The sequence below is a fragment of the Vibrio sp. QJM3NY_39 genome (assembly GCF_057785895.1).
In genome coordinates this window covers 324,563-336,420 of record NZ_CM173506.1, presented here as the reverse complement: position 1 = coordinate 336,420, position 11,858 = coordinate 324,563, and the positions used below count along the sequence as shown (strand labels likewise).

Genomic DNA, 11,858 nt, shown 5'->3' with positions numbered 1-11,858 from the left:
ACAGAATAATTACGGTTAAAAAAATAATTCATCGATGAAGTTCAAATTATATATTTGAACTAGATCGCACTTATGCTGAATAATTAGATCTGTGTGCTGTCTACTCCTCCTAGATTAAGTGATCCACCTCTTTAAAACACCGTTCTGTTTATTTTCTACTCCCCTCTAGTCCCCCTTAATTAACTTAGGGGTGGAGGAAGTCAAACTTGTCATCCCCTCTTAATATTGACTCCGTTGAAACGAATCAGGGGCAACCCTAAACCTCTCTATCTTACGTCCGCCATAACTGCCTTTGGTTGTCGCAAGAGAGCAAAAATATAAAACCTAATAATAAATCGTCCTTAATGGAGTTAAGAATGAAAAAAGTAAGTTTGATTGCTGCAGCGGTGGCTTCGACATTGATGGCTGGTTCAGCTTTCGCAGCCGAAGTTGATTTTCATGGATATATGCGTGCAGGCTTCGGTATGAATGCCGATGGTGGTTCGCAATATTGTTATGGTAATGGTGGCCCTACTACATTTGGTCATGCAGTTGGTCGTTTAGGCGATGAGTGTGATAACTATGCCGAACTTTCTCTAGGCGTAAACAAGATTTGGGAAAGTTCAGATGGCGATGCATTCAATATCCATACTCTTATGGCATTTGGCACGTATGAGAATGGTGGCTTAGATGGACGTGGTAATTCGTTCCAAAGCATCGGTACAGATCCTGATGACCCTTGGTCGGGTGAGCGAGCATCATTCCGTGAAGCGTGGGCCGATTATACTATGGCAAATGGCATGAGTATTTGGGCTGGTGAGCGTTATTATGGGCGCAAAGATATCCACATTATGGATATGTACTACGTAAATAACTCTGGTGCTGGTGCCGGTGTTGAAAACATTGATTTAGGTTTTGCGAAGCTTCATGCCGCTGTCGTTCAACATAAATGGAAAGCTCCATTATTATCAGCAGATGATCCAACGACTCCTGAAGATGAAAGACAGCCACTTGAAGGTACTCAAGTATATTCAACTGCTAACTCAATCGATCTTCGTTTGACTGGCATTGAAACAAATGACAAAGGCAGCATGGAATTCATTCTAATGGCTGCAGATCCTTCTCACACAGACGTCCAAAGTGATGCAATTGACAATGGCGTTGGTAATTCAGGTGATTATGGTTTAGACAAAGCAGGCTTTTTCCTTACAGCTGAACACACTCAAGGCCATAGCATGGGCTTTAACAAAGCTGTTATTCAGTACGCAACTGAAGGTTATGCTTGGGCTGGGTTCATAGGTAACCACGCAGGTGATTCGTACAACATGGAATTAGGACAGGAAGGACGAGAGTCTTTACGTTTAATCGATTGGGGTGTTATCGAAGCTGAAAAATGGAACCTTGGTTACTCGTTTGTTTATGCTCAGTTGCTAGATGATGGTAATGGTAACAGTGATGGTAAGGCAATGAGTGTTGTTGTTCGTCCTGGATACAAATGGTCTGAAAGTATGAGCACTATCCTTGAGCTTGGCTACCATCAAGACGAATATCCATGGGCTGATAAAGAAGACTTAACTAAAGTTACAATAGCTCAACAATGGCAAGCAGGTTCAAACTTCTGGGCTCGTCCTGCAATCCGTGTATTCGCATCTAGCTACAGTGGCGACAAAGCTGTTGATAACAACGACTTAATGTTCGGTGCACAAGTTGAAGCTTGGTGGTAATCTAAAAGTTAGTCATTACTAGAAAAACAGTAGCCAGCTATAAGCTGGCTACTGTATTACGAGGGAAAAGTGAATGAAAAAAATAGTATCGATTCTAATGGGGGCTACCGTTTTATTCGGTTGTGCGAGCCACCAAGATTTTTCTTCGACGAGCTCTGAGCAAGAAAAAATATCTACAGTAGAGCAGATTAGTTGGAATCAAGTTAACATCCCATCAAGCTTTTCTGTTCACTTCTCTGAAGAGTCACAGGTTTTAAATAGCACAGATATAATGGGACCAGTGGCGGGTTTTTCTTTTGATGTTTCTGAGTCACAGGTCATTATAGAACTTTCTGGAATGGTAAAGCATCTAGAAGTTTTCTCTCCGAATCTGGCTATCTATGATCAGAACTTTAAACTGTTACGAAATTATGACTCATCCTTTTTTGATTATGATAAAAACGACTTTATAAAAGGTGATGTTTTATTTGGTGACATCGAGTTAAATCTACCCATGAGTACAACTCGTATTTATGGCGTTATTTACACTACTCAGCAAGATTTATCACAAACCACCCAATTGCTGCACCCAGCTAAAGCCATGGCGATTGCTAAACGAAATGTCGTTCCTGCTATTGATGACCCCGAAGCTAAGCATGTTGATATGGGGGAAGTTAGAGTTGCTATAAAGCGTGAAGGTTTCTTTGGTGGGCTAACTAAGCCGTCCAAATCTGCATCAGCTCCTGAAATTCCTGTCATTGAAAGTAAAAAGATAGTGATAGATACGATTCAACCAGAGACGCAAACTTACTACCATAATGCAATTCAAACGGCAGTAAGCGAAGATAATATTCCGAAAGCTCTGAGCCTATTAGATGAAGCAAAATCATTAGGTATTGAAGGTGCGCAAGAAGTTTTTGTAAAAGCCGTCAATAAAAAGTAATCAAACGGTTTGTAAAAACCGAATGATATTAAAAGAAGGGCTCCTAGTTGGGGGCCTTTTTTATTGCTTGTGATAAATGGAAGTGAAATATTTATATTCACTGAAAATTTGGATTTTAAATAACTATTGACTTGAAAATAATAATCAATGACTAATATAAATGGACGTACTTGGCTATTTATGGTGTTGATTTACTCACTGCTGATTAAAATACTCTCGTCTATTTTTATCCTCTCAAACAGCTGAATACGAACTCTATTGACGAATCGCCATTTCATTTACCAACCTAAATCTAAACTCGGCTTCCTAAATTTCACACACACTTAAATTAGACGCTCACACGAAGTCGTTATGCTTTCTACTAAGAACTAAGAACTAAGAACTAAGAACTAAGAACTAAGAACTAAGAACTAAGAACTAAGAACTAAGAATTCAGGAGGTTCGTTACCTCTTAACATTGATGGTTTGGTCAATGAAGGTAAGGGAATGATGTGATTCACTGGGATTGGAGTTTATTGAGGACAAAAAAAGGGAGACTGACGTCTCCCCAAAGGCTAGCTTGCGCTGGTTTTATTATCTGTTTATTAGAATTCTAAGCTTTAAGGCCTAATTCTTGGTTACTGAAACGACCGCTTTTTCTACATTGTCATCTAACTCATGAATCGCATTCAGAGTGAATGTGTAGCTGCCAGCTTCAGTGACGCTAAGCTTACAGTTCCCATCATCTGCGGTCTTGAGGGCTATAGATCCAGATGCCAGTTCAAGAGAGTTGCAGCCAAGGTTAGGTGTTCCCCAATCTGCATCCGAAAACTTGAAGCCATAGTTATTAGCCTTTAAGTTGCCTGTTACAGAATAAACACCATTAGCAACAAAGCTCATCGCCCAATCATCAGTTGCGCCCCATTCATTCATGTCACCACGAACGTAAACCGTCGTTTGGCCGTAAGGCGGAATGCTAGATACATCCTTGTCTGAGTTATCAACTGGCAACCCCGCTCCTTGTACGTCGCCATTTTGGGCTTGTACGAATACTGCGGTTGTTAACGCAGGTACGGTGAAGGTTTCAGCGGCAAAGCTTGCGCCTTTCACTGTGTTATCAGCGGAGTTTTGTTGAACGGTGTGGAGTGCAAAGCCGGATGCTCCTGTGATTTTGAACGATTGAGATTTATTGGTTGAGTTTACAACAGCAACAATCGCATCGTTGGCAGGATCTAGGTTAGCACCGGCTGAAACACCATCATCAATAGACATCACGATCAGTCCTTCGACTTGATCTTCACCTACATTACGGAAGTCGACTCGCTTCATGACTTCGTCTGCTGTGTCTAAGCGGAACAGTTCACTTGAGCTACGGATTTTGAGTAGTTCTAGGAATTGCTGCTTAGTCAGCGCAATGTCGTCTGCGTCCGGTTCAGCCGTGCTGTCACCAATGATGGTTTTGATCAAATCCCAGTTAGCACCATCTTTATCTTCACGTGGTAAACCAACATTCCAGTTATTGTCAGTACCATCAAACATGACGCGGTTGTACCAGTCACCTGAATCGTAAGAATCACGCTGCATAGACTTAGAGCGAAGTAGTTCAGAACCCATATGGATGAATGGTATGCCTTGGCCTAACATCACGGTAGAAAGCGATACAGACTGCATTCGAGCACGCTCTGCAGAGCTAGTACCTGCAGCGATCTTGTAAGCATTGTTATCCCAAAGCGTTTGGTTATCGTGTTTTGAAACGTAAGAGATGTTCTCTGAAGGCATTTTGGTGTAACCAGCAGGCGCGCCGTTGTAGTCAACGTTTTTGCCGAGCTTAGTATCGCCTTTGTAATCAATCAGTACGTATTCTGCGAGGTTACCTGCCATACCTAAACGAACAAGGTCTTGGTTATGTAAACGACCATTGATCGAATCTTGGTCAACTTTGGTTTCTTCGTTGGCAATCGCTGCGTTACCAAAGCCTTGGTTAAAGCGAAGTGGGTGATTGCCTTCTGAATCGACGCCACCATCGAACGGGCTACCGCCACGAACTGCGTCACGTAAACGGTCTGAGAAGGTCCCGATCTCAGTGCCCGCCATGTTGATTTGGTTTGCTTGATCGAAGCGTGCGTTATCGGCTACTTCGCCAAAATCCCAACCCTCACCGTAGAACAATGTGTTCTCGTCGATTTTACGTACTTCAGCAAGAGCTTCTACCATCACGTCTTTTGGTTGGTGGCCCATTAAGTCAAAACGGAAACCATCCACTTTATAGTCGTCAGCCCATACCTTAAGAGAGTCGACCATCAATTTACCCATCATTAGGTTTTCAGTCGCAGTGTTGTCACAACAGGTTGAGTTTTCGACGCCACCAGTGTTTACATTAAGACGGTGGTAGTACCCAGGGACAATCTTATCTAGAACCGACTTATCGTTCACGCCAGACGCGTTGGTATGGTTGTATACCACGTCCATGATCAGCTTAAGATCCATGTCGTGCGTCGCTTTAACCATCTGACGGAACTCTAGAATACGCTTAGAGCCATTAGGATCGGTCGCGTAACTTCCCTCTGGAACCGTGTAATGAAATGGGTCGTAGCCCCAGTTGAAGCTATCAAGCATGCGCAGGTCGTTCATTAGGGCTTGGGCGTCACCCGTTGCAGAGTCATAACCATCTAATACAGCTTCGATGGTTTTGCTTTCATCTTCGTTACCACATAAGGCGGCAGTCGGTTTTACATCACATAGCTTACCAACGGTGTCAGTAATATCGACACGGCTCGCTTCATCTTCATCAACGGTAGCGATATCAAATGCCGGTAAGATATGCAGCGTCGTTAAACCCGCATCTTTCAATTCTTGTAGGTGCTTGACCGACTCACGGTCTGCTTCTGTGAGAGCGAGGTACTTGCCGTTTAGGCTTTTTGTGCCGAGCTTATCGCTGAAGCTAAAGTCACGCAGGTGTGATTCGTAGAGTACGTGGTCTTCGTCTTTTTCTACCGTTGGGCGCTCGTATCCAACCCAACCTTCAGGCATTAATGCAGCATCATTAAGGTCGATAACTTGAGAGTATGCAGAGTTTTTCGACAAACTGAGTGAGTAAGGGTCGGTTACTAGGCGAGTTTCAATGTTACCAGTGGTTGGATGGTAAACCTTCACTTGGTAGCGATAGTAACTGTTGACAGCGTTAGGTACCGCGTCAGTCGCCCAAATACCCGTCTCAGTGCTTTCTGTCATTGGAAAAACTTGTGAGCTTTTCAGGTCTTCGCTGTAAAGAACGAGCTCTACATCTTGCGCTGTTGGTGCCCAAAGCTTGAAGGTAGCCGCACTGCCTTCAACAATCGCGCCTAATTCTTTACCCATCGCATTACCAGCATCTTCGCTAGCAAATACCGCATCAAGCACACCTGGCTTTTGAACCTCAGTTGAAGAGATAACATCGCCATTAGTATTATAGGCAACAAAAATTATCTGAGATTTTAAGATGGTGCGTAATGTGTTGTCGTCAACGTCGATAGCAAGGGCAGGTAAGCTTGCAAGGTGGCGGAAACGCTCTTTCAATTCAGAGGACAGCTCCCCGTCTTTGCTTAGTTCAATTGCAGTGCCACCCACGATCTCTTTGTCGTCGTTCATGGTTATGCTGTTATCTAATGCATAGAACAATTTTACAGAGTCAGCATTACTAGCTGCTTCCCAAGCGATGGTGGTTGCATCTAACCAATGTGCTTTTTGGCCATCAATATTGACTGGTCTTTCTGAGATTGGGTCGTAGTACAACTCGCTGCTGCCATGGAATCCGAATACACCTTGCGAATCACCAAGCTTGGTCAACTCGATTTTCGAATTGGCACTACCAAACGCTTTTTCGTCGCCATTGTGTAAGATGAAGTTCATGCATTTATGCGGGTCAGAAGCATCTGGATCGACTTTTAACACATAGTAGGCACCGTAGGTATCGCTGATACCATTAAATTCGTAAGGTGCTTCCCAGTTAGTACCGGTTTCGCTGAGACCCATCGCGATTAAGTCGGTGCTGGTACAGCCTTCGCCATTCCATAGGTGAAGTCCCCAGCCGTCGTAGGTTGAGCCAGAAGTACTCGCGGCTGCAACATCACGTTTGTAATACACAACGACTTCGTTTTCGCCTGCTTTGTATAAGCCACTGTTGCCAGCATCCGTGTCGCTGTCGTTATCGCTACCACAGCCTGCGATAAGGGTGGCGGTGAAGAGAGGTAGAATCGCTTTGGCTAGCGTTGACCGTCTGAAGCTTCTCTTTTTTGTAATGTCGAAGGTGCGTTGTAGAGTGATGTTCTTATTAATATTTATGTTGTTCACGTTTGATATCCATATTTCACTTTTTATGAAGATGAATATCCTAGTCCGAATGATGGCCAACTATTTGTGATGGCTATATGTAAAGTTATTTTTAATACGTAAAAATAGGAAACCTAGTGTCAGTATCACGCTTTGTATTTGGTTTAAGTGAAATTAATTGGATCAATAGCTCATATGTTCGATATTAATAACATAAGGCGTAGAAGCTAGGAGTAGATAATAAGGATGAGAGCTCATCCTTATTAATGTGAGGAAGGTATCGAATTGAGAGGTTGTTAATTTAACTTGGGAATTAAGTTAATTATCAATTAGTAAGTTAATAGTTGTTCGGTAACTAATATTGAACGATAGGTTATTCATCTAACGATAATACCCAAACCAAAGATGCGAGCGGTTTTAATTCGATATTAAAATTTCCGATGCTATTTTCAATGTTGAATACTTGTTGGTGAACGCCCTCAATATGTTCATCTAGCAAGTAATTGCCATCCGTTGTTTTAAGCTTTTGGATGACATCATTTGGGACCTTCAAGTGAATACTCTCAGTGGCGTGTTGGCTGAAATTTGCGGCAACAATAGTGAGTTCTTGGTCATCATAGCGCAGGAATGCGTAGACTGAATCACTCAAGTTGTTGCTCCGATGTAAGTCTCGATATTCTCCAGTCATTGAAGAATGCTCAAGCGAAAAGTTCATTACCTTCTGATAGAAGTGACGTAGTTGCTTTTCGTTGTCGTTTAATAATCCGCCATCGAAGGCACCGTGGTTCATCCATTTTTGATGTTGTGGAACTCCGATGTAATCGAATATAGAAGTGCGTGAGGGTTGTCCAAACCCTGCATTCTCTGCACCGGGTTCTCCGACTTCTTGCCCAAAGTAGATCATGGTTGGAGAACTGCTCAATAACGCGCTGACGAGCATTGCTGGTTTGGCGATATTCGGGTCACCTACAAACTCAGGAGACGCGATACGCTGTTCATCATGGTTATCCAAGAAGTGCAGCATGTGGTGTTCAATATCCATCATTTGATGCTGAATCTCAGGAATGATTGCTGTTGAAGCTTTGCCTTGCATGATGTCTTTGAGGCCATCGTACAGGTCAACCTTGTCATAGAGGTAGTCCATCTTGCCGAGATGAATGTAGTCGCGGTATAAGTCCGGTTGATAAACCTCTGCCATCAGAAAGGCATCTTGGTTTTTCATCTTTATCGATGAATTGAGGTAGCTCCAGAATTCGACGGGCACCATCTCAGCCATATCGTAGCGAAACCCATCAACGCCTTTTTCTAACCAAAACAAGGCTATGTCTCGGAATTTAACCCAAGAGCTAGGCACATCAACAGATTCCCAAAAGCGGAAATGATCCATGTAATTTCTTTGAGCATAGTCACTTGGCAGTTCAGGGAAGTCTTTTGAACCGTCAGGTTGCACGCCGTAATTGATCTTCACCGTTTCATACCAATCATCGAAATTGGGCTTGGCTAAGCGAGAGCCGCTACCCGTCCATTTGGTGGGCGTTTCGATAAACGGAGAGCGTAGGTTAGGGTGCTGTTCACCACCAAGCGGGGTAAAGGCAGGAGCTATATCTGGCAGTTCAAAGGCGCTGTTCGGAATATAGTAGAAGTTATTGTCTCGGTGATACTCCAGCACAGTGTCATCGTGAGCGCCAAAGTCACTGACTCCCTCTGGATTGTTTAAGCCTTTATAATGGCGTGCAACATGGTTAGGGACGATATCGATGATCACCTTTAAGCCGCTGTCGTGACTTCTTTTGATTAGTGCCTCAAATTCTTCTAATCGATGTTCAGGATTCTCAGCGAGATCAGGGTTTACGGAGTAGTAATCTTTGACGGCATAAGGTGATCCAGCACGGCCTTTTACAACGCTCGGATGATCGTCTGAAATCCCGGTGTGTTTGTAGTCATTGATGACAGCGTGATGTGGTACTCCGGTAAACCAAATATGAGTCATACCGAGTTTGCGGATTTCTGACAGCGCTTTGTCGGTAAAATCACTGAACTTACCGACGCTATTTTGCTCGATTGTGCCCCATGGAACATGCTGGGTGTTTTTATTGCCAAATAAACGCGTAAAAACTTGGTAGATGGCGTACTTTTGGTTGTACATATTTATAATTCCTTTAACTTCCATCATGTTATGTAGGGATGAAAGGGCTTTCTCTGAATTGGGAGGCTGACCTAATTGCTGTTTTATTTATACCAATCGTGGTAAATAACGGCTCATCCTTATCAAAATCTACAGGGCGTAATTGCTACAGTATGTGAGCTGTTACCCAAAAGGAGTTGATGTTGTCTTCATCTATTCAAATCGCCATCACCTATCTGGTTCTGGTGGCGGTGTCTGTGTTGTTTGCAGAAAGCTCTAAAGCGCTGTTGGCGTGGTATTTAGTTATCGGTGTGGTGACGTTTTTTGTATACGCAAAAGACAAAAGAGCAGCAATCAATGGTAATTGGCGTGTGCCTGAGAAAACGCTGCACATTTTGTCTGTTGCTGGTGGTTGGTTAGGGGCTTTGATTGCTCAAGATAAGCTGCGCCATAAAACGCAGAAGCAGCCGTTCAGATCTATCTATTGGCTGACAGTGGCAATGAATGTAGCGGTGTTTGTGTGGACGCTAACCCCTAGCGGGCAGGCGTTATTTGGTCGTTGGTTAAGTGAGATTATTGGATATCTTTAACCAGAACGATGGCTAGCACTTGTGTACTAACCATCACAAGATAAGAAACTTATTCGATTAGAGCATTGGAATCGTCGAGGCTAACAGTAAGCCCGCCATGCCGTAATTAAAGCTTTTGATGCGTACTGGCGTTGTTAGCCAGTGCTGTAGCTGCTTGCCTGCAGCTGTCCAGAATGTCACTGACGGCAAGTTGGCTAGCGTGAAGATCGCTGCGATGATAGCAAGTTCCCACCATGAACTGCCACTGCTATAAACTGAAATCGCCGTCAGAGCCATCGACCAACCTTTAGGGTTTACCCACTGAAAACTTGCTGCGCCAATGAAGGTCATTGGTTTATAAGCCTCGGTACTTTTGGCTTTGCCGCTCAATGCTATCTTAATTGCTAGGTACACAAGGTAAGTCAGGCTTAGGTACTTCAATATCTGGTGAGAGACAGGATAAGCGTTGAAAATCCCCATTAAGCCGAAGCCAACCAATAGCAACATGGCTGCAAACCCCAGAGCTATCCCAAGCATGTGCGGAATAGTACGGGCAAAGCCAACATTGGCACCTGATGTCATGAGCATGATGTTATTTGGACCCGGCGTGAACGTCGAGACAAACGCAAACAAGGCAAGTGCGCTAAGTTGTTCTAAAGGCATAATGGTTCTCCAGCAATAAAATGAACGAAGTGACTGACCGGTCATGACTTTCACGTGTTGAGAAACATAGTAGGTGGAAAGTGAGGCAATTATGTGCTTTTATTTCACTTATTATCACTAAATGCACAATAATAAGTACCTATGGATAGATTTGACGAAAGGATATTGCAAGAGCTTAAATTGGACGGCAGAATCTCCAACATTGAGCTTTCAGAACGAATTGGCTTGTCAGCTTCAGCGACCCTAAGGCGAGTGCAAGATCTCGAGCGTAAAGGGATCATTCAAGGTTACCGCGCAGTTCTGGATAATGGCCTAATGGGTGTCGGCTTTATTGCTTATGTTTCGATTGGTTTATCGAGCCACAGCAAATCGGCTCAGCTAGAATTTGAACAGCATGTCAGCATGGAAAAAGAGGTGGTGGAATGCCACAACATTACCGGCGCTAACGAATATTTGCTGAGAGTAGAAACCAAAGATCTGCCGGGCTATAAGAAGTTTCATGCCGATGTACTTGGGGAATGTGCTCAGGTTCAATCCATTACAACCATGGTTGTGATGGATACCCCCAAAGATGAACGCTAGTCGAGTTTTATATCAGGAGAGGCGCAGTGCCAAATACTAATCAGTTGTTATTGTTCTTAGATGTGGTTCAACAGGGGTCGTTTACCAAAGCGGCAACCTTGCATGATATGGACAACTCATCACTCTCTAAACAGATAAAAAAACTCGAGCAAGACTTAGGTGTTCAGCTGCTCAACCGTTCCACGCGCTCGTTCTCGCTGACGTCAGCAGGGGAAGATATTCTCGCGCAAACCTATGTGCTGAAAGATACCATCAATCAGATCCAAGGTATTGCTGATTCCTATCAGTCTGAACCCAAAGGTGTGCTGCGAATTACTTCACCGATCTATTTTGGTCAGCAATATCTGCAACCTATCATCACGCAGTTCATGAGAAAGTACCCGGATGTTCAGATCGTGCTGTCATTGGACGACAAGATCGCCAACATTATCGCAGGGCAGTTTGATATCGCATTTCGCTTCAGCAAGCTTGTTGAATCGAATTTGATTGCCAAGAAGATTGCCGACAGTAACTTTATGTTGGTTGCCTCGAACGACTTTGTGAAGCAGCATGGTGAACCTAAAACGCCACAAGATTTGCTCGCGTTACCCGCTGTGATTTATACCAATGGTGATATGACGGTCGATCATCTGAGAATCAGTCAAGAGCCGGGAGGAAATACTTTCCAGAGCCTAACGATTCGTGGCAACTATAAGGTCAGTGATGTTCGCACCATGGTGTCTTGCGTGAAAGATGGCTTAGGCTATGGCTTCCTTGACCAATCAAACCTATATGCCTCAATGAAAGAACTGGGCTTGGTTACTTTACTTCCTGATTACCCGATTTCTACAATCGATACCGCGATCTACGCTGTGTATCCGCATCGTAAGCAGACCAAACTGGTCAAAGAGTTTATTACTACGGTTCAAGACTATATTGGCTCTCCGACCATTTGGGAGAAGATGCAGCAAGGTTAGTTGTGTTTCTAATAGTTCAAATTAAAAAAGGAGCTAGATCGTCACACGATC

The 11,858-nt window shown here is 43.6% G+C and carries 8 protein-coding genes; 5 read left to right on the top strand and 3 right to left on the bottom strand.

Going from position 1 to position 11,858, the window contains the following annotated elements; translation table 11 throughout:
• The first annotated feature begins 356 nt into the window (after positions 1 to 356).
• Both AC3CHU_RS17470 and AC3CHU_RS17465 read left to right on the top strand, forming a co-directional pair.
• Positions 357 to 1,703 (top strand): maltoporin, encoded by a 1,347-nt coding sequence (locus AC3CHU_RS17470; protein WP_479272465.1) that lies wholly within the window; start codon positions 357 to 359, stop codon positions 1,701 to 1,703.
• 73 nt (positions 1,704 to 1,776) lie between these two features.
• On the top strand, positions 1,777 to 2,625 hold the full coding sequence (locus tag AC3CHU_RS17465; RefSeq protein ID WP_488526044.1) for a MalM family protein: 849 nt from the start codon (positions 1,777 to 1,779) through the stop codon (positions 2,623 to 2,625).
• A 606-nt stretch (positions 2,626 to 3,231) separates the two neighbouring features.
• Here AC3CHU_RS17465 and pulA read toward each other — a convergent pair.
• A complete protein-coding gene (gene pulA, locus AC3CHU_RS17460; RefSeq protein WP_488526346.1) occupies positions 3,232 to 6,882 on the bottom strand; it encodes a pullulanase-type alpha-1,6-glucosidase in 3,651 nt (1,216 codons plus the stop codon).
• A gap of 403 nt (positions 6,883 to 7,285) precedes the next feature.
• Positions 7,286 to 9,058: an alpha-amylase family protein gene (locus AC3CHU_RS17455; RefSeq protein ID WP_488526043.1), complete on the bottom strand. Its 1,773-nt coding sequence runs from the start codon at positions 9,056 to 9,058 to the stop codon at positions 7,286 to 7,288.
• Between the two features lie 179 nt (positions 9,059 to 9,237).
• On the opposite strand from AC3CHU_RS17455, the gene AC3CHU_RS17450 reads away from it, so the two are divergent.
• Complete coding sequence (locus tag AC3CHU_RS17450; protein WP_372124634.1) at positions 9,238 to 9,627, top strand: DUF1294 domain-containing protein; 390 nt, start codon at positions 9,238 to 9,240, stop codon at positions 9,625 to 9,627.
• A 57-nt stretch (positions 9,628 to 9,684) separates the two neighbouring features.
• Here AC3CHU_RS17450 and AC3CHU_RS17445 read toward each other — a convergent pair whose 3' ends face one another.
• Positions 9,685 to 10,269 (bottom strand): LysE family translocator, encoded by a 585-nt coding sequence (locus AC3CHU_RS17445; RefSeq protein ID WP_010431665.1) that lies wholly within the window; start codon positions 10,267 to 10,269, stop codon positions 9,685 to 9,687.
• A gap of 141 nt (positions 10,270 to 10,410) precedes the next feature.
• On the opposite strand from AC3CHU_RS17445, the gene AC3CHU_RS17440 reads away from it, so the two are divergent.
• Together AC3CHU_RS17440 and AC3CHU_RS17435 are read left to right on the top strand one after the other, a co-directional pair.
• Positions 10,411 to 10,851 carry an Lrp/AsnC family transcriptional regulator gene (locus AC3CHU_RS17440; protein WP_010431662.1) on the top strand — a complete coding sequence of 147 codons (441 nt, stop codon included), beginning with the start codon at positions 10,411 to 10,413 and terminating at the stop codon, positions 10,849 to 10,851.
• A gap of 26 nt (positions 10,852 to 10,877) precedes the next feature.
• On the top strand, positions 10,878 to 11,807 hold the full coding sequence (locus AC3CHU_RS17435; protein WP_488526042.1) for a LysR family transcriptional regulator: 930 nt from the start codon (positions 10,878 to 10,880) through the stop codon (positions 11,805 to 11,807).
• Positions 11,808 to 11,858: the final 51 nt, after the last annotated feature.

Excerpts from the sequence above, each read along its gene's own strand:
- AC3CHU_RS17470 (WP_479272465.1), top strand. The coding sequence starts at position 357 with ATGAAAAAAGTAAGTTTGATTGCTGCAGCGGTGGCTTCGACATTGATG.
- AC3CHU_RS17465 (WP_488526044.1), top strand. The coding sequence starts at position 1,777 with ATGAAAAAAATAGTATCGATTCTAATGGGGGCTACCGTTTTATTCGGT.
- AC3CHU_RS17455 (WP_488526043.1), bottom strand. The coding sequence starts at position 9,058 with ATGTACAACCAAAAGTACGCCATCTACCAAGTTTTTACGCGTTTATTT.
- AC3CHU_RS17450 (WP_372124634.1), top strand. The coding sequence starts at position 9,238 with ATGTTGTCTTCATCTATTCAAATCGCCATCACCTATCTGGTTCTGGTG.
- AC3CHU_RS17445 (WP_010431665.1), bottom strand. The coding sequence starts at position 10,269 with ATGCCTTTAGAACAACTTAGCGCACTTGCCTTGTTTGCGTTTGTCTCG.
- AC3CHU_RS17440 (WP_010431662.1), top strand. The coding sequence starts at position 10,411 with ATGGATAGATTTGACGAAAGGATATTGCAAGAGCTTAAATTGGACGGC.